This is a genomic window from Gallaecimonas xiamenensis 3-C-1 (assembly GCF_000299915.1).
In the GTDB taxonomy this organism is placed as follows: Bacteria; Pseudomonadota; Gammaproteobacteria; order Enterobacterales; family Gallaecimonadaceae; genus Gallaecimonas; species Gallaecimonas xiamenensis.
This window is the reverse complement of sequence record NZ_AMRI01000027.1, coordinates 15,070-33,103: the sequence shown is the minus strand read 5'-3', so window position 1 is coordinate 33,103 and position 18,034 is coordinate 15,070. Positions and strand designations below refer to the sequence as shown.

Annotated in this window: 15 protein-coding genes and 1 tRNA gene; 8 read left to right on the top strand and 8 right to left on the bottom strand. The window is 62.7% G+C overall.

Annotated elements, in window-relative coordinates; translation table 11 throughout:
- Nucleotide 1: 1 nt before the first annotated feature.
- Entirely contained in the window at nucleotides 2-1,492 is a 1,491-nt protein-coding gene (locus B3C1_RS16135; RefSeq protein WP_008486136.1) for a GGDEF domain-containing protein, read from the bottom strand.
- 197 nt (nucleotides 1,493-1,689) lie between these two features.
- Between B3C1_RS16135 and B3C1_RS16130 the strand changes: the two genes are divergently transcribed.
- Complete coding sequence (locus tag B3C1_RS16130) at nucleotides 1,690-2,343, top strand: HAD family hydrolase (protein ID WP_008486135.1); 654 nt, start codon at nucleotides 1,690-1,692, stop codon at nucleotides 2,341-2,343.
- On the opposite strand, the gene fabI is transcribed toward B3C1_RS16130, so the two are convergent.
- The 6 genes from fabI to rtcR all read right to left on the bottom strand — a co-directional run bounded on the left by fabI (nucleotide 2,327) and on the right by rtcR (nucleotide 10,486).
- Entirely contained in the window at nucleotides 2,327-3,085 is a 759-nt protein-coding gene (gene fabI / locus B3C1_RS16125; RefSeq protein WP_008486134.1) for an enoyl-ACP reductase FabI, read from the bottom strand. The two genes, B3C1_RS16130 and fabI, sit on opposite strands and share 17 nt — an antisense overlap.
- A complete protein-coding gene (locus B3C1_RS16120) occupies nucleotides 3,082-4,200 on the bottom strand; it encodes an acetate/propionate family kinase (RefSeq protein ID WP_008486133.1) in 1,119 nt (372 codons plus the stop codon). Before B3C1_RS16120 ends, fabI begins: the two co-directional genes overlap by 4 nt.
- Nucleotides 4,197-5,600 (bottom strand): bifunctional enoyl-CoA hydratase/phosphate acetyltransferase, encoded by a 1,404-nt coding sequence (locus B3C1_RS16115; RefSeq protein ID WP_008486132.1) that lies wholly within the window; start codon nucleotides 5,598-5,600, stop codon nucleotides 4,197-4,199. The genes B3C1_RS16120 and B3C1_RS16115 overlap by 4 nt, the downstream gene beginning before the upstream one ends.
- Nucleotides 5,601-5,610: 10 nt before the next feature.
- Nucleotides 5,611-7,293, bottom strand: coding sequence for a PHA/PHB synthase family protein (locus tag B3C1_RS16110; RefSeq protein WP_008486131.1), 1,683 nt, complete (start codon nucleotides 7,291-7,293; stop codon nucleotides 5,611-5,613).
- A gap of 200 nt (nucleotides 7,294-7,493) precedes the next feature.
- A complete protein-coding gene (locus tag B3C1_RS16105; protein ID WP_008486130.1) occupies nucleotides 7,494-8,711 on the bottom strand; it encodes an RtcB family protein in 1,218 nt (405 codons plus the stop codon).
- A gap of 140 nt (nucleotides 8,712-8,851) precedes the next feature.
- On the bottom strand, nucleotides 8,852-10,486 hold the full coding sequence (gene rtcR, locus B3C1_RS16100; RefSeq protein WP_051012940.1) for an RNA repair transcriptional activator RtcR: 1,635 nt from the start codon (nucleotides 10,484-10,486) through the stop codon (nucleotides 8,852-8,854).
- 214 nt (nucleotides 10,487-10,700) lie between these two features.
- Between rtcR and B3C1_RS16095 the strand changes: the two genes are divergently transcribed.
- The 3 genes from B3C1_RS16095 (at nucleotide 10,701) to B3C1_RS16085 (ending at nucleotide 12,928) form a co-directional block, all read left to right on the top strand.
- Nucleotides 10,701-10,771, top strand: a tRNA-Asn gene (locus B3C1_RS16095).
- A 259-nt stretch (nucleotides 10,772-11,030) separates the two neighbouring features.
- Nucleotides 11,031-12,173, top strand: coding sequence for a slipin family protein (locus B3C1_RS16090; RefSeq protein ID WP_008486128.1), 1,143 nt, complete (start codon nucleotides 11,031-11,033; stop codon nucleotides 12,171-12,173).
- Nucleotides 12,170-12,928 (top strand): nucleotidyltransferase domain-containing protein, encoded by a 759-nt coding sequence (locus tag B3C1_RS16085; protein ID WP_008486126.1) that lies wholly within the window; start codon nucleotides 12,170-12,172, stop codon nucleotides 12,926-12,928. Before B3C1_RS16090 ends, B3C1_RS16085 begins: the two co-directional genes overlap by 4 nt.
- Before the next feature lie 24 nt (nucleotides 12,929-12,952).
- Here B3C1_RS16085 and B3C1_RS16080 read toward each other — a convergent pair whose 3' ends face one another.
- Nucleotides 12,953-13,525, bottom strand: coding sequence for a hypothetical protein (locus tag B3C1_RS16080; RefSeq protein ID WP_156804593.1), 573 nt, complete (start codon nucleotides 13,523-13,525; stop codon nucleotides 12,953-12,955).
- A gap of 245 nt (nucleotides 13,526-13,770) precedes the next feature.
- Between B3C1_RS16080 and B3C1_RS16075 the strand changes: the two genes are divergently transcribed.
- Genes B3C1_RS16075 through B3C1_RS16060 form a run of 4 tightly spaced genes read left to right on the top strand, consistent with a single transcriptional unit; the run spans nucleotide 13,771 to nucleotide 18,015 of the window.
- On the top strand, nucleotides 13,771-15,876 hold the full coding sequence (locus B3C1_RS16075) for a TonB-dependent siderophore receptor (RefSeq protein WP_008486124.1): 2,106 nt from the start codon (nucleotides 13,771-13,773) through the stop codon (nucleotides 15,874-15,876).
- Nucleotides 15,877-15,923: 47 nt separating this feature from the next.
- On the top strand, nucleotides 15,924-16,175 hold the full coding sequence (locus B3C1_RS16070) for a hypothetical protein (protein WP_008486123.1): 252 nt from the start codon (nucleotides 15,924-15,926) through the stop codon (nucleotides 16,173-16,175).
- Entirely contained in the window at nucleotides 16,175-16,459 is a 285-nt protein-coding gene (locus B3C1_RS16065; RefSeq protein WP_008486122.1) for a hypothetical protein, read from the top strand. Before B3C1_RS16070 ends, B3C1_RS16065 begins: the two co-directional genes overlap by 1 nt.
- Complete coding sequence (locus tag B3C1_RS16060) at nucleotides 16,456-18,015, top strand: PepSY-associated TM helix domain-containing protein (protein WP_008486119.1); 1,560 nt, start codon at nucleotides 16,456-16,458, stop codon at nucleotides 18,013-18,015. Before B3C1_RS16065 ends, B3C1_RS16060 begins: the two co-directional genes overlap by 4 nt.
- Nucleotides 18,016-18,034 lie beyond the last annotated feature (19 nt).

Sequence of the window (18,034 nt, the reverse complement as noted above, 5' to 3'; positions counted from 1 at the left end):
CCTAGGCCGCCGGGCTGGCTTGTACTCGGTTGCGGCCCAGGCGTTTGGCTTCCAGCAGTAGGCCGTCGGCCCGGTCGAAGGCGGCGAAGATATCTTCGTCCTCGGCCACTTCCACCACTCCGAAGCTGCCGGAAAGGGGCTGTTCCGGGCCTTTGACACGGATCCCCTGCAAAGCCCGGCGCAGCCTATGGGCCGCCACTTGCGCCTCTGCCAGGTTGCTGCCTGGCAGCAACAGTAAGAATTCGTCGCCACCAAAGCGCCCCAGCAGATCGGCCTGGCGCAGCTGCTGGCGGGCGGCCTTGGCCACCTGGCGCAGGGCGCTGTCGCCGGCACTGTGGCCCAGGCTGTCGTTGATGTCCTTGAAGTGGTCTATGTCGAACACCACCAGGGCGATGGGCTGGCGGTAATGGGCCGCCCTTTGCAGCTCCTGCTGGGCCTGGTCGAAAAAGTGGTTACGGGAGGCCACCTTGGTGAGGTTGTCCTCCAGGGCCAGCTCCCGCAGCCGCACGTTGTGGGACACCAGTACCGGCACGGTCAGGCCAAAATAGGTGCTGGCGGCCAGCACATTGATGGCGAACTGGTAGATAAGGGCATGTTCTGACAGGCCCATCAGTTTTATCCAAAGGGCGGTGAGGGTGCTGAGGATGGCCAGGCTCAGGCCGCCGCGCAGGGGATTTTCGGTGTAGACGATCCACATCTGGGGAATACAGAGAAAGAACACCGAGAAGGCCACTTCCTGGTAGTGAAATTGGGCGGTCAATACCATGGCCAGGGTCAGCAGCAGGGCGCTCAGCAGCAGCTTGGTCAGGTAGCCGTACAGGGGCCCCCCTTCCTGGCGCAGCCCCACGTCACTGAGCCAGGCCCCGCTTTTGGGGTAGATCTGGGCCACCAGGCTGACAAAGAGCGGGGTCAGCACCACCACGCCGATAAGGTCCCCTATCCACCAGGCCAGCCAGATGTTGCGGGCTGCCGCTTCTGGCATAACGCCACCCAGGGCCAGGGCCTGGGTACCGAAGGCGGTGGCCAGCAGCGCCGCCATGGGCCCCACCAGCAGGAAGGTCAGGATGATTTTCGGCAGGTTGTGGCGCAGGGCCTTTTTGGCCAGCAGTTGGATAAAGGCGGCACCCAGCCAGTAGGACAGGCTGTGGGCCAAGGCGAACAGCACCCCGGCGCTAACCAGCACAGGCCAGGGGTGCTGGCTCTGGTAAAGGCTGTTCTCCCAAAAAGTGCTTATAAGGCCGCAAACCCATAAGGAGGGCAGGGCGCGCCGGCCTACCAGCAGCAAGGCGGCAAAGCTGACCCCGGCCGGGGGGAACCAGATACTGGCGTGGGGGGCGTATTCCAGCAGCGCCGAAGCACGCCACATGCCCAGCCACAGCAAGGCCAACAGCAAGTGGCTCAGCAGCGGGTAGCGCACCAGGATGGCGTTGAACCTGAGGCGCCAAGGCAAGCTTTGTGGCAAGGCAGGTTCGGGAGGATAAGGCTTTTGCAATGAAGGTCCCTGGTAACGGTTTCAAACGCTTGTGGTGGAGGGATAACCGGCCCAGCCTAGTATTCCCTTCTTTGTTATGGGGTTATGCTACCACCTTGGTTTTTACTTTTTGACAACATTTTTGTCGCCCTCGTCACTTTCCTGCACGGGCTTGCGGTCCGGCCCTGAAAGTGCTCCTTTAGGCCCCTGGAGGCTCCATGCTCAAGGCCATTTTGTTTGACCATGACGGCACCCTGGTGGCGTCGGAACAGATCCATTACCAACTGTGGCTAGAGACGCTGGCGCCCTTGGGGCTGAGCCTGGCCAAGGCCGAGTACGACCGGCATTTTGCCGGCATGCCCACCCGGGCCAATGCGGAGCTGCTGGCCGGGCGCCATCCGCAAACCACGGCGGCCGAGCTATTGGCCGCCAAAGGCGACCTCACCCGCCGCTTCCTGGCCGAGGCGGCCTTTCCCTTGCTGCCCGGGGTGGCCCGGACCCTGGCCCGCCTCAAAGCAGCCGGGCTGCGCCTGGCCATGGTCACCGGCGCTGGCCGCCATGAAGTGGCCGCCAGCTGCCGTGCCTACGGCTTTGACAGCCTCTTTGAAACCATCGTCTGTGGCGATGACGTGCACTTTGGCAAACCCCACCCCGAACCCTACCTGTTAGCCCTGTCCCGGCTGGGGCTGGATAAGGATCAGGCCCTGGCGGTAGAAGATACCGCCCATGGCCTGGCCTCGGCCCTGGCGGCGGGCCTTGGCTGTATCGCCATTCCCAACGAATTGTCCCAAGGCCACGACTTTAGCGGCGCCGCTGCGGTGTTGGCGGACATGGACGCCGCCTGTGACTGGCTGCTTAGCCAAGGGCGCTGACGCCGTTATCCACCATCAGCACCTGGCCGGTGATATGACGGGCCTTGTCCGACAATAAAAAGGCTGCCGCTTCCCCTATCTGGTCGATGGACACCCGCTGGTGCAGGGGCGCCTTGGCGGCGGCCTGGGCCATCAGCTGGTCAAAATGGGCCAGGCCAGAGGCGGCGCGGGTCAGCACCGGGCCGGGGGACAGGGCATTGACCCTGATGTTCTTGGGGCCAAGTTCGGCCGCCAGGTAGCGGACGCTGGCTTCCAGGGCCGCCTTGACCGGCCCCATCAGGTTGTAGTTGGCAATCACCTTCTGGGCCCCGTAATAGCTCATGGTCAGCAGGGCGCCGCCCTCGGCCATCAGCGGCTCGCTGTAGCGGGCCAGGCGCACTAGGGAATGGCAGGAGATGTCCATGGCCGTGGTAAAGCCCGCCGCCGAGCTGTCGACAAAGCGCCCCTGCAGGTCGGCCTTGGGGGCAAAGGCGATGGAATGGAGCACAAAGTCCAGCCGCCCCCAGCGGCTGCCAAGGGTCTGGAACAGCGCCTGCATCTGGCCCTCGTCCCGCACATCCAGGGGCAAAAAGATATCCGCCTCCAGGTCGCTGGCCAGGGGCGCCACATGGGGCTTGGCCTTGTCGCTCTGGTAGGTGACGGCCAGCTGGGCGCCCATGGCCTTTAGGGCCTTGGCACAGCCAAAGGCAATGGACTCATTGTTGGCCAGGCCGACGATCAGGCCGCACAGGGGACGGGTCATAGCAGCTCCTTGGCAAAGCCTTCGAGGATCTCGGTGGCCATGGCGGCCTCTTCATTGGCGGCGATCACCAGGTGGGCAAAGGGCGGTAAAAAGGCCAGGTGGCTTAGGATCTGGCGGCGGATGGGGGCGGCGTTTTCCCCTATGCCGCCGGTAAAGAGCAGGGCGTCCAGCCCCCCCAGGGACACCGCCATGGCCGCCACCTGCTGGGCCACTTTCAGGGCGAAAAAATCCAGGGCAAAACGGGCCCTGGGCTCGGCGCTTGCCAGCAGTACCTTGACGTCGTTACTGATCCCCGACAGCCCCTTGAGGCCCGACTCTTCATAGAGCAGGCGCTCGGCTTCGGCCAGGGCCATGCCCAGATCCTTGACCATGAAAAACACCGCCCCGGCGTCCAGGTTGCCGCAGCGGGTGCCCATGGGCAGCCCTTCGAGGGCGGTCATGCCCATGGTGGTGTCGACGCTGGCGCCGCCAGCCATGGCGCAGAGGCTGGCGCCGTTACCCAGGTGGGCGGCCACCACCTTGCCTTGGGCCAGGGCCGGGTATTCCTGGCGCAGGCAATGGGCCAGCCAGTCGTAGGACAGGCCATGAAAGCCGTAGCGGCGTATGCCCCGCTCAAAGAGGCGGTCCGGCAGGGCATAGCGGTTGAACAGGGGCTGGTGGCGGGCATGAAAGGCGGTGTCAAAGCAGCCGTAATGGCGAAGGCCGGGGCGCCTTGCCGCCACCAGCGCCACCCCGGCCAGGTTGTGGGGCTGGTGCAGGGGGGCCAGGGGGGTCAGCCCCGCCAGGTAATCGAGGGCGGCCTCGTCCAAGGCTGTGGCCTGCTGGTAGCGGTCGCCGCCGTGAACGATGCGGTGGGCGCAGGCCACCAGCTGCCAGCCGCTGTTGTGGCTGTCCAGCCAATCGAGCATCAGCGATACCGCCTGGTCGTGGTCCTTGACCTCGGGCAGGGCTCCCAGGGTGGCCTGGCCGCCAGCCACATTGGCCTTGATGCTGGCGCCGCTGCCGATATCTTCAATCTTGCCACCGGCCAGCAGCGCCAGCCCCGGCGCCAGGGCAAAGACCCGGAATTTGACACTGGACGAGCCGGTATTGAGCACCAACAGGGCCTGGGTCATTTCAGGTCCCCCTGCTGGCGGGCGGCGGACAGGAACACGGCGGTGGCGCAGGACAGCAATCGGGTACGCAGGCTGTCGGCGCGGCTGGTGAGGATGATGGGCACCCTGGCCCCCAGCACTATGCCGGCGGCGTTGGCCTGGCCCAGGAAGGTCAGTTGCTTGGCCAGCATGTTGCCCGCTTCGATGTCGGGTACCACCAGGATGTCGGCGTCACCGGCTACCGGCGAGTCGATGCCTTTTTCCCGGGCGGCCTGGGGGCTGATGGCGTTGTCCAGGGCCAGGGGGCCGTCTAGCAGGGCGCCGCTGATCTGGCCCCGGTCGGCCATCTTGCAAAGGCAGGCGGCGTCCAGGGTAGAGGCCATGCGGCTGGTGACGGTTTCCACCGCCGACAGCAGCGCCACCTTGGGCAGGCGATGGTGGCCGAACAGGGTGTGCCACAGGGTGATGGCGTTCTGGCAGATATCGGCCTTTTCTTCCAGGGTGGGGGCGATGTTGATGGCGGCGTCGGTGATGATAAGGGGCTTGGGGTAGCCCCGCACTTCCATGATGTAGGCATGGGAGATGCGCCTTTCGGTGCGCAGGCCGCCGCTGCCTTTGACCACGGCTCCCAGCAGTTCGTCGCTGTGCAGGGCCCCTTTCATGATGGCGGCCACCTGGCCGCTGGCCGCCAGCTCCACCGCCTTGGCGGCAGCGGCATGGCTGTGCTCCACGTCAATCAGTTGCCAGGGGCTGATATCGATGTTGTTGTCGCGGGCGGCAGCCAGGATCCGCTCCTTGGGGCCCACCAGCACAGGTTCGATGAGGTTTTCGGCGGCCGCTTCCAGGGCGGCGGCCAGGGCGGCGCCGTTGACCGGGTGCACCAGGGCGGTCTTGACGGCTCCCAGGGTGCGGCAGCGGGCCAGAATGTCCTGGTAGTGGTCCTGGTACAGCTCCACCTGGGGCAATACCGGGCGGGGCAGGCGCAGGTGCTCGGTGGGGGCCAGCACAGTGGCGGTGCCTGCCACCACCAGCTCGCCCTTGCCGTTATGGCATTGGCAGTCAAATTCCACCAGGGGCTTGCCGGTGGCCTTGTGCTTGACGGTGAGGGTGACAGTGATGGTATCCCCTACGTGCACCGGTTTTAAAAAGCGGATGTCCTGGCCCAGGTAGATGGTGCCGGGGCCGGGCAGCTGGGTACCCAGCACGGTGGAAATCAGGGCCCCCGACCACATGCCGTGGCCGATAACGCCATGAAAGAGGCTGGCCTTGGCGTAGTCGGGGTTCATATGGGCCGGGTTGACGTCCCCGGACATCACCGCAAAGAGGTCGATATCGTGCTGGGTCAAAGTGCGGGTCAGGCTGGCGCTCTGGCCCAGGGCCAGCTCGTCGAAGGTCAGGTTGCAAAGGGGCTGGGCGTCCATGGGCGCGTCCTTATTTGTCAAAGACATAGTGGCCGGGGGCGTCCCCCAGGGGCGGGTATTGGCGGCTGCCAAGGCCCTTGGGGGCGGCGACCTGCCCCGAGCTGTGCTGGGCCAGCCAGCCCTGCCAGGCCGGCCACCAGGAGCCCAGCTGCGGCGTGGCCGCCTCCTGCCAGGCCTTTGGGGACAGGTAAGGGTCCTGGGCCTTTTTCAGGGCGATGCGGTAATGGCGATGGGGCCTGCCCGGCTCGCTGACGATGCCGCCGTTGTGGCCGCCACTGGCCAGCACGAAGGTGACGTCGCTGGTGCTGAGCAGGTGCACCTTGTGCACCGACACCCAGGGCGCCACATGGTCCTTTTCGGTGCCTACTGCAAAGATGGGGATCTTGATATTGCCGGCCGCCACCGGCTGGCCGAACAACTGGTAGCGGCCCTCGGCAAACTCGTTGTTGAGAAACAGCTTTTCCAGGTATTCGCTGTGCATCTTGTAGGGCATGCGGGTGGCGTCGCTGTTCCAGGCCATCAGATCGCTCATGGGGGAGCGCTCCCCTTGCAGGTACTCGTGCACCAGCCGCGACCAGATCAGGTCGTTGGAGCGCAGCAGCTGGAAGGCCCCGGCCATCTGCTTGGTGTCCAGGGTGCCTTGGGCCCACATCATGCTCTTGAGGTAGGCCACTTCGCTGGGGGTCACGAAGATCATCAGCTCCCCGGCCTCGGTAAAGTCCCCCTGGGCGGCAAAGAGGGTCAGGGTCTGCAAGGGGTTATCGGGGCGGCTGCCCAGATGAGCGGCGGTCAGCAGCGCCAGGGTGCCCCCCAGGCAGTAGCCGGCCAAGTGCAGGGGGGCGCCTTTGGCCAGGCGCTGCACCACGTCTATGGCGGCCAGGGCGCCGTCGCGCACATAGTCTTCCATGCCAAGGTCCCGGTCACCGGGGCCGGGGTTTTTCCAGGAGATCATAAAGACGCTGTGGCCCTGCTCCAGCAGGTAGCGGACCAGGGAATTGTGGGGGGACAGGTCGAGGATGTAGTACTTCATGATCCAGGCCGGCATCACCAGCACCGGCTCCTTATGGACGCTGGGCCCGGCCGGCTGGTATTGGATCAGCTCCATCAGGCCGTTGCGATACACCACCTTGCCGGGGGTGCAGGCCAGATCCCGGCCCGGCTCGAAGGCCTCGGTGCCCACCGGCGCCTCGCAGGTAAGGTTGCGGCGCCAGTCTTCCAGGGCGTTTTGGGCTCCCTTGACCAGGTTCTGGCCCAGCTGCTGCAAGCTGGTGTGCAGCAGATCGGGGTTGCTGGCCAGGTAGTTGCTGGGGGAAAGGGCGTCCAGGTACTGGCGGGCGGCAAAGGCGAGGATCTGCTGGTATTGGGGAGACAGCCCCTCTATGCCGGTGGTGGCCCGCTGCCAAAAGCGCTCGGCCTGGGCAAAGCCCTGGGCCAGGCCCTGCCAGGGCCAAAGCTGCCAATGGCTGGAGGCAAAGCGCGGGTCTTTGGCGCCGTCCTTTGACGAGTCCAGCAGCGCCGGCCAGTCCAGCCAGGGAAAGAGCGCCAGCTCCGCCAGGCGCCCGGGGCTGATGGCCAAATGGGCCAGCCAGGCCCCATAGGCCTCGCCCAGGCCAGCCGGGGTCAGCCCCAGGGTCAGCCGGGCCAGGTTTGCCTGGTAGAGGCGATCAAAGTCGTCAAAGGGCGAGGCCGTCATCCTAACCATCCTTAGTCCATTAAAAGGGGCACTTTTGCCATGGTGCCCCCTAGGGATGACGCTTTTTATAATCCAGGTCAAATAATGTGCAGTTGGCGCCGTAGCGCCAGCCCCTTGTTTGCCTTTGGCCCGGCGCCCTGGAGGGTTATCAATCCTTGCCTGGTGGGCCCCAAGAAAAAAGCCGCCCGGTGGGCGGCTTGTTAACCTTTTACGCAGATCACCTGGCGCAGGGTGTGCACCACTTCCACCAAGTCGGCCTGGGCCGCCATCACCGCGTCGATGTCCTTGTAAGCGGCCGGGCTTTCGTCCACCACTTCGGCATCCTTGCGGCACTCCACATGGGCGGTGGCCTTGGCGTGCTCGGCAACGGAGATGCGCTTTTTGGCCTCGGTGCGGGACATCACCCGGCCGGCGCCGTGGCTGCAGCTGCAAAAGCTCTGGGCGTTACCTTTACCGCGCACGATAAAGGAGCGGGCGCCCATGCTGCCGGGGATGATCCCCAGCTCCCCTTGCTGGGCGCTTACCGCCCCTTTACGGGTCAGCCAGACCGTTTCGCCAAAGTGTTGTTCCTGCTGCACATAGTTGTGGTGGCAGTTCACCGCTTGCTGCTCAACCACAACGGCCTTGCCCAGCACCCTGGCCAGGGCGCCAAGGGCACGTTGCATCATGGCCTGGCGGTTGAGGCGGGCGTATTGCTGGGCCCAGCCGACGGCGGCCACATAGTCGTCGAAATGGGCGCTGCCTTCGCGCAGATAGGCCAGGTCGCTGTCCGGCAGCTGGATCTGGTGGCGCTCCATTTCCTTTTTGGCCAGGGCGATAAAGTGCTCGCCGATACGGTTACCCACGCCTCTTGAGCCCGAGTGCAACATCAGCCAGACCTGGTCGCGCTCGTCCAGGCACAGCTCCACAAAATGGTTGCCGGTGCCAAGGGTGCCAAGGTGGTTGACGTTGTTGGTCTTTTCAAGCTCCGGGTGCTTGTCGCACAGGACCTTAAAGCCACCTTGCAGTTGCTGCCACACGCCAGCGATGTCGTCCGGCACGTTGTGCCAGGCGCCTCTGTCCTGGCCCCGGCGGCCGCCTTGGGTGCGGCCATGGGGGATCACCCGCTCCAGCTCACTGCGAAGGGCGGCTAGGGAGTCGGGCAGCTGGCGGGCGTGCAGGTCGGTACAGACCGCCATCATGCCGCAGCCGATATCCACGCCAACGGCGGCAGGAATAATGGCGCCTTGGGTGGGCAGCACCGAGCCGATAGTGGCCCCTTTACCCAGATGCACATCGGGCATGGCCGCCACCCAGGGCCCTACAAAGGGCAGGGCAGCGAGGTTGGCCAATTGCGCCTGGGCCTTGGGGTCGAAAGGCACGCCCTTGGTCCAGCTTTTAATGAGGCCACCCTGGCTCTTGGTTACTTGGTATTGCACTGTTGCTCCTTGTGTTGGTGTCTGTGGTATCCAAGTCTTAATCAAGGACAGTGCCAATCTTTAAAGTCATTTAATTTCAATGGCTTGATAGCATTGGTGGCCGAAGGGGTAATGATTTATCTATCCAAATAGATAGCCAGTTAACCGTTAATGTCATCAAAGCTCAGCGCGAACTTGGCCAGGTACTGGCGCAGCCGGTGGCTGTCGTTGCTGGATTTTTTCTTCTCCCGCGAGCGGTTAAAGAGCTGGCGGCCGGCTTCCGAGAGGTTGCGGCTTTGGCGGCAGACGGCGATCACTTGGCGCAGTTGGTGTTGGTCGAACAAGTCAATCTCGGCCAGCTGCCCCTCGCTCAGCACCTCGCTCAATAACGGCAGCTCGGGGTCGATGTCCCGCTGCCAGTATCGGCCCAGGCGCTGGCGCTCTTTTTGGACAATATCCAGGGTTATCCGGCCCCCTTCGGCCAGGGTGGCCATGCGCTGCACGCTGGCGTTGAGGTCGCGAAAGTTGCCAAGCCACAGGGCGTCGGCGGCCAGGGCAAAATCCAGGTAGGCCTTGCGGGCCTGCTGGTTAAAACCCACCTTGTAACCCAGCTCCTCTGTGGCCTTGGCCAGCTCGAAATCCAGGTTGGGTTCGAGATCTTCACGCCTGTCTTTTAGCCCCGGCAGGGGGTAATGCCAGAGGTTGATGCGGGCCAGCAAGTCTTCACGAAAGGCCCCGGCCTGCACCTGGGCCTGCAAGTCCTGGTTGGTGCCGGCGATCAACTGGAAATCGCTGGACACGGGGTTGTCGCTACCCACGGGGTAGAACTGCTTTTCCTCTATGGCGTGCAGCAGCATGGCCTGTTCGTCCAGGCCCAGCTCGCCAATTTCGTCCAAGAACAGCAAGCCCTGATCGGCCTTGGCCAGCAGGCCTTTACGGGCCTGCAAGGCACCGGTGTAGGCGCCTTTTTGGTGGCCAAACAGGGCCGACATGGCGCTGTCGCCGCGCAGGGTGGCGCAGTTGACCGCCACAAAATCCCCCCGCACCGAGCCCCGCCTTTTCTTGAGCTGGTAGACGTTGGCGGCCAGTTGCGACTTACCGGCGCCGGTGGGCCCGGTCAGCAATAAGGGGGCGCGGGAGCGAATGGCGACCTGCTCAATTTCCTGGATCAGGCTGTTGAACTGGTGGTTGCGGGTGGCGATGCCGGATTTAAGGAAGGCGGTGCCTTCCAGATGGCGGCGCTGAAAGCGTGAACTCAAGGCGTCGTACTTGGAGAGATCCAAGTCGATGACATCCACCTTGCCGGCCGGGTTGTCTTGGGCGCGATCCGGGCTCGATTGCAGCAAGGACGCCGGTATGTAGTTGGCTTCGCACAACAGGAACCAGCAGATCTGCGCCACATGGGTGCCGGTGGTGATGTGCAGCAGGTAGCGTTCCTGCTCGGGGGCAAAGGCGTAGTTTTCGGCAAAGTCCAAGAGGCAGCCGTAAACCTGCTGAAAATCCCAGGGGTCGCTGAGATCAAGGGGCATCAACCTGACTTCGGTCTGTGGCGATATGGTCTGGATATCGGCTGCCACGTTATTGGCCAGGCGCGAGTCTCCCGGGTGGTAGAGAAGTTCGAAACGGCTGATTGCCAAGTCCGGCTGCTGGCAGACCCCCAAGGTGGGGCGCCATTGCTCCCAGCGTTTTTTGCCTTTGCCCCTGCTGTCCTTGACGTTGCCAAGCAGGCCTATCACCACGTTTTTCAACTTATCTATCCTGATAAACACAGTATTTTTACGATAGTAAGTTTCCATGGTGGTTTTGGCAACACATAGCCAGTCCTGTACCGGTGATTTCTTTAAATCTTTTTAAAACAATGACTTGCGAATTTTTGTTGGCAGTCGGCGTCGGCTGGCACGGCCTTTGTAATTCCTTTACCTGAATGGCCTTGGCTGTGGCCCTGGTTTGGCACCAGGCCGGCATCCCCCCGCTGGGGAAGGATGTACCGCCAGGGATAGCCATTCTCCTGATTGATAGCTCATTAGGTAGAGCACCGAGTGTTAATTCGGCTGTAGCTGGTTCGAGTCCAGCTCAATCCAACCTGTGGAATGCCTTAGGGCTTGGGGGTTCGAGTCCCTCATCTAAAAACACAATGACAAGCGATACCTCGGCCGGTGCGGTTTACCGGCTGAAGTATCAACCCGGTGGGCAGCAGCAGGTGAGGGTAGTCCTTTACCCGCACGGAAAAGCCCCGTCAGGGTGCGGCAGGGACGCCGCAGCAGCCAGGCAAGGCTGCCCTGACAGCGCTTTTTGCCAGTAGCCAGCTCCCCCGCCGGGATCCATAACAAGGAGAGAAAAATGTTTTTTATCAATAAATTGGATGTCAGCGATGGCCAGCGGGTACTGGTGTACCGCCGAGGCCGTTTTGAAACCCTGTTGGCCCCTGGCCGCCACTGGTTTTGGATGCCCGGCCAAGGGCTGCAATTTGAATCTCTGTCGTTGGCACAAAGCGAGCTGACGCACCCTAATCTCGACCTGTTGTTGCAAAAGCCGGCCTTTTGCGACGCGGTCAACATCTGGCAAGTCGGGCCTGAAGAAACCGCCGTTATCTGGCGAGACAACCAACCCTTGGCGGTATTGGTGCCCGGCAGCCGCTATGTGAGCTTTAAAGACGGCCCGGCGTTGCGTATCGAGCGCTTCGCCCTGGCCGACAAGGCGCCGCTGCCCAACGCCCTGCTGTCCGCTTTGCTGCGTGAGGGCCTGGTGCGGGTGGGCAACCAGCAGGCGGTTACCGCCCTGTCGGTTCCCGAGCAAAGCCAGGCGCTGCTGTTTGAAAACGGCGAGTTGATTGCCGAGTTGCCGCCTGGCCGTTACGGCTACTGGGCTTTCAACCGGGAACTGCAGGCACGGATCTTCGACCTCACCTGGCAAAGCCTGGAAGTGAGCGGCCAGGAGATCCTCACCAAAGACAGGGTGAGCCTGCGCATCAACCTCAGTGCCGCGTACCGCATTGCCGATCCGCTGCAGGTGGCCCGGCAGGTGAAGAAGGTGGATGAGCACCTGTACCGGCGCCTGCAACTGGTGCTCAGAGAAGTGGTGGGTACCCGCACCTTGGACGGGCTATTGGCCGACAAGGATGCGGTCAGCAAAGCGGTGGCCAGGATGCTGGGCCCGGTTGCCCAGGAACTGGGTGTCGAACTGGCGGATGTGGGGGTCAAGGACATCATCCTGCCTGGGGAGATGAAGGCCATCCTCAACCAGGTGGTAGAGGCCCAAAAAGCGGCCGAGGCTAACCTGATTCGCCGCCGCGAAGAAACCGCCGCCACCCGCTCCCTTGGCAACACCGCCAAGATGATGGAGGCCAGCCCAGTGCTGCTGCGCCTTAAGGAACTGGAATCCCTTGAAAAAGTGGTGGAAAGGGTAGGGCACTTGAACGTCTATGGCGGCCTTGAGCAATTGATGACAGGGCTGGTGAAACTGACTTCGGAGAATAAAGCATGAAAACACGGATATTGACGGCGTTAAAGGCCCTGGAGGCCAGGGAAGGCATGGAAATACTCTTTGCCTGTGAGTCGGGTAGCCGTGCCTGGGGTTTTGCCTCACCGGACAGCGATTTTGACGTGCGCTTTGTCTATCGCCGCCCGGTAAGCCACTACCTGAGCCTGGGTAAACGCAGCGACACCCTCACCGAGCCGATAGTGGACGAGCTGGACTTTGCCGGCTGGGATCTGGATAAAACCCTGACCTTGCTCAGGGCCAGCAACCCCAGCCTGCTGGAATGGCTGCGCTCTCCCATACTGTACCGGGCCGATGAGGTTTGGCTTGGCGCCACGCGCCAGCTGATGGCGGACAGCTGGCAGCCAAGGGCCCTTTATTACCATTACCTGTCCATGGCTAAGGGCAATGCCAAGGTCAATGGCCGGGGCGGCCTGAGCGTCAAAGGGGCGCTCTATGTGCTGCGGCCTTTGCTGTGCGCCCGCTGGCTGCTGCGCTTTGACAGCCTGCCGCCCCTGGATTTTACCGCCCTCTACCAGGGCCTGGGTTTGGGGGCGGCCATAACGGGCCAGCTCGAAAGCCTGCTGGCCTTCAAGCGCCAAGCCTTGGAGCAAGACCAACTGGTGCTGTCGGCCGAGCTGGCCGCTTTTATGGCAAGGGAGCTTAACGCCCTTGAAAGTTGCAAGCCGCCCCTTAGGGACAAGGCGCCCATGGCCAGCTTCGATGCTTTTTTTATGAAGACCCTGGCCCTGGATCATTAACAAGCCGCCCTGTGGGCGGCTTTTTTAATCCCTGGCGCAGTAGGTGGCTTGCACAGCCACGCTGTCGATTGAAAAGCCCAAGCCGGAGCTTTGGCCCTTGGCGTTCAACAGGTGGCCGGCGGCGCGGCTCCTCAGGGACGGGGGAACATGGCAGATATCGCCATAGAGCCTGTCGTTTTCCAGGGTCAGGGACGAGCCGCAGGGGTCTTTGGCGCCACCGTGGTCGCTGCTGACGGCGCAAAGCTGCTCGATTTTTTCCTCGGCCAGGGCCAGATGCAGCGGGTAGGCCAGCAAGGTCAGTACCCCGCACAGCATCAAGAAGTAGCCGCCGATGGCGCCAAAGGCCAGCAGCATCCCCATGGCCCAGGGTTCAGTGCCTTTCTTGGCCAGCTGCTGGCGGCTCCGGTAAAGCTTTATGGCCAGGGGCAGCGTCCAGGCCAGGGTCAGCACCAGGGCCAGGTACTTGAAGTTGCGGGCGGTGTCCTGGGTCAGGATAAAGTCGTCGACAATGGAGGTGACGTAGGAGAAGAGCACCATCAACAAGATGGCGATGACCCAGACATACACCTGGGACAGGCAACCTTTGAGCTTTTCCACGAGGATCCTTGCGTTGTGCAGGTCGGCCGGCATCCAGCCGGGCTTCTGGCCCCAGATTACTTCATAAAAAGCGCTTTAAATCAACTTGTTGGTTATGGATAACAGGCCCTGGCCGAATCCGGCCCTGGGCAAGCTTGTCGTTTTTCACCTTGATTCATCATTGATAATGATTCGCATTTGATCTAGATTCTGGGCCCCCTGCCGGGCACTCCGGCCTGGCCACTTCTATCAGGGAGACAGAAGACGTGCGCTACCAGAATCCAACCCCCTTGGCCGCAGCCATCGCCCTGGCACTGGCCGGCCCCGCCCTTGCAGCAGACGACACCACCGAGACCATCACCGTTATCGGCCGCCAGATCCAGGCGCTGGACAGCTCGGTGGACAACGGCGTACTGGGCTCGGCGTCGATTCTGGATACGCCTTTCTCGGTGGTCAGCATCAGTGAAGAAGAACTGCAGGCCCACCAGGTCAGTAACCTGGAAACCCTGTTCAGCCGCGACGCCTCGGTGTCGGTGCTGGGAGGCGCCTACAGCAACTGGGGCTCGACCATGAGCATCAGAGGCCTGGCCCTGGACTACACCAACAGTTTTAAAATCAATGGCCTGCCCTTTAGCAATTTCACCGGCGAGATGCCTTACGAAGCCTTGGAAAGGGTCGACGTCTTAAAGGGCGCCACCGGCTTCATGTACGGCTTTGCCGCCCCCGGCGGTATCGTCAACTACGTCACCAAAAAAGCCAGGAAAGACTCCCTGAGCCTGGCGGCCGGCTACCGCACCGACAACATCTTCAATACCCAGCTGGACGTCTCCAGCCGTTTTGGTGAGGCTGACCGCTTCGGGCTCAGGGCCAATCTGGGCTATGAAGACGGTGACACCTTTACCGACGGCGGCCATATCCGCCGCAACAGTGCCGCCCTGGCGTTTGACGGCAAGTTGACCCCGGAGCTGACCTGGACAGTGGATCTGCTCTACCAGGACAGGGACGTGGACAATGTCACGTCCTGGTTTTTCACGTCGCTCTTGGACAGCGACGCCGACCTGCCGGCCACGGTGGACGGCAGCCGCAACCTCTCTGCCAAAGGCAGCTTTGAAGACAGCCAAACCCTGGTGGGCATGACCAGCCTGGCCTGGCAGCTGGCCGACGACTGGCAGCTCAAGGCCGACTACAGCCATACCGAGAACAACACCCGTTGGGTGAAAACCCTCAACTACCTGGTCAACAGCGACGGCGATCTGCGGGTCCGGGTTTACGATCAGGCCTTTGACACCGATTTTGATACAGGCCAGCTGATGCTGAGCGGCCAGTTCGCCACCGGCTGGCTGGAGCACAACCTGGTGACGGGGGTCAGTTACCAGAAGACCACAGGCTATCGCACCGACAAGCCGCAGAAATACGTGTTCTGGTTAACCGACCCCAGCGACCCCAGCACCTTTGACAATCTCTACAACCCCAACCCTCAGCGCTATGACTCGCAGTTTGTCGAGAACAACGAGAAAGGCTACTTCGTACGCCAGCGCTCCAGTTTCCTGTCCGACACCCTGTCCTTTGGCCAGCACTGGCAGCTGCTGTTGGGGCTGCGCCATATCCAGTACGAAAGCGTCAGCTACCTGGCGGCCAGCAACTACAGCACCAGTGCCAATACCCCGACGGCAGCGCTGATGTTCAAACCCTGGCAAGACACCACCTTCTACGGCAGCTACGTGGAGGCCCTGGAGGAAGGGGGCATAGTGGGCGACAGCTACGCCAATGCCGACCAGATGCTGGATCCCTTGAAGAGCAAGCAGTACGAATTGGGGGTCAAGTTTGAGCGTGAACGCTGGTTTGCCAGCGCCGCCTTGTTCCGTATCGAAAAGGGCGCCGCCTACGGCAACAGCGACAATGTCTACGTGCAGGACGGCCAAAGCCGCTTTGAGGGCATAGAGCTGGACGGCCACCTGCGCCTGGACGACAACTGGTCGCTGCGGGCCAACCTGATGAAGCTCGACAGTCGCTATGACAACAGGGCCCCCGGCAGCAGCATCCAGGGCAACGACGTGGAAGCGACCCCTGACTGGCAGGGGGCCCTTGGCCTGAGCTACCGGGTTCATGCCATTCCCGGCCTGAGCCTGGACGCCGGTGCCAAGTATTACGGCAAGCGTTACCTCAATGCCGCCAACAACTGGCGACTGCCTGATTACACCCTGGTGGACGCCAGCGCCAGCTACCAAACCCGGCTCTGGCAAAGGCCGCTGACCCTGCGCGCCACCCTGACCAACCTGACCGACAAGCGCTACTGGAGCACCGACGGCACCGGCGGCCTGCGTATCGGCGAGCCACGTCAATTGGCCGTTAACGCCAGCCTGGCTTTTTAAATTGGAGTGCCGGCCCGGCCGGCTTTTTTAACCACAAGGACGAGTCCATGACCCTTGTCAGTGTGCTGCTGGTGTTGGCCGGCAGCCTGTTTTTTTATCTTTGCAGCAGCCACCAGCACTGGCGCCAGGCTCCCCTTGGGCCGCGCTGGCGCGCCTTGGGCTGGCTGGCCCTGGCCCTTGGCCTGCTGGGCTTTTGCCAGGTTTTTAGCCTTCTCAGCGCCATTTTCAGTTGGGCCAGCCTGGTGATGCTGACCCTGCCCCTGGTGGCCTTGAGCGGCCTGCTCAGGAGGGCGTCCTGATGGCCCGCGTCCTCAAACCCCATTGGCTCAGTAAAACCCTGGCCGGCCTGTTGCTGGGATTTTGGTTGGCCTTGGGCCTTGCCAGCCTGGTGGCCCTGATGGGGCCTGGCGAGCTGACGGACCCCTACAAGGCGCAATTCGTGATGTGGCTGATGGCGCCGGTATGGCTGCTGGTGCTGAGCCTGGTGTATCTGTTCCCAACCGGCCTAAGGGCCTGGTTCTGGCTGGGGCTGGCCTGCCTGCTGGTCACCCTGGTCTTTTGGTGCCTTAAGGGGGCTTTATGAAGATCCGTGGTCATATCCTTAAGGTTTACAAGGACCTGCATACTTGGGTTGGGATCTGTGCCGGCATAGTGCTCTTTATCGGCTTTTTTGCCGGAGCCCTGTCCATGTTCAAACCGGCCCTGGATGCCTGGGCCACACCCAAGGCCCAGCAGTTAAGGCCCTTGCCCCTGGCAGAGTGGTCGTCGCACCTGGCAGAGCTGAGTGCTCGCTATCCTGGCCTTAACGCCGGTTACAACCTGCACCTGGAAGGGGATCTGGCCACCCTCAGCTGGACCCCAAAGCCGGCTGGGCGGCGGTTGGACCTTGACGGTGAACGGGCCCTGGCCGGCTTGGACGAGCACGGCCAGTTCCAGGTAGTGCAGGTAGTGCCTTCCCAACTGGCTGGCCTGGTGGATTTGCTGCACCGCACCGCCGGCATTCCCGGCAACCTGGGCCATGAAATGCTGGGGGTATTGGTGATGGGGGTGGCCAGTGGCCTTTACTTCCTGGCCCTGGTGTCGGGGCTTATCTTGCTGCTGCCGACCCTGGTCAAAGACTTCTTTGCCCTGCGCCAGCCATCGGCCAAGCGGTTCTGGCTGGACACCCATAACCTGTTGGGGCTGACCAGCTTCCCCTTCCACGTGCTGATCAGCCTGAGCGTGGTGGTCTTTGCCTTTCACGACATCTTCTACGACGGCCTGCAACAGAGCGTCTACCAGCAGGGCAACCTGTTCCGTTTCCCAACGGCCCAATACCAGAGCGGCGCCAGCCCGTTGCCGCCGGCACAGCTGGTGGCCAAGGCCAGGGCGGCAGCCCCCGAGTTCGAGGTGCAGGAGTTGTCCCTGTCGGGCCTGGGATCAGCCAGGGCCAGCGCCAGGGCCAAAGCCTACTCGGACCGTTATTTCAGCCGGGGAGCCACAGGGGGCTTTTTGACCCTCGACCCTTACAGCGGCGATGTCACCCTCACCGACTACCTGCCGGAGGGCAGCAACGGCTGGGGTAATGCGGTTAACAGCTTCTTTACCCTGCACTTTGGCAGCTTCGGCGGGCCGGTCATCAAGTGGGTCTATTTCCTGCTGGGGCTGGCCGGGGCGGCGGTGTTCTATACCGGCAACCTGCTGTGGCTGGAAAGCCGGCGCAAGCGCCAACGTAAAGACGGCAGCCTGCCGCCTCAGACCTTGTCCAGCCGCATCATGGGGGCGCTGACCGTCGGCTGTTGCTTAGGGTCGGTGGCCGGCGTCGTAGGGGCCATGTTGGCGGCCAAGTGGCTGCAGGGCAGTGTCGGCAATATCAACAACTGGTACCTGGGGCTCTACTACGGGCTCTTCCTGGCGGTGGTTGTCTGCTGCCTGCTAAGAGGAGCGGGTTGCGCCCCGGCACTGATGAGAGCCACGGCGCTGCTGGCCTTGGCCGTGCCCCTCGGTTCCCTGCTGGGCGCCCTTGGCGCCTTGAGCTGGCCCTCAACCAGCCTGGCCACCCTGAGTGTGGACGCCACCCTGTTGCTGGGGGCAGGGCTGCTGTGGTGGCTGGCGGGCATTGCCGCCAGGCGCCGGGCCAAAGACAGCGTCTGGGCCTAAAAAAGCCGCCCCTTGGGGC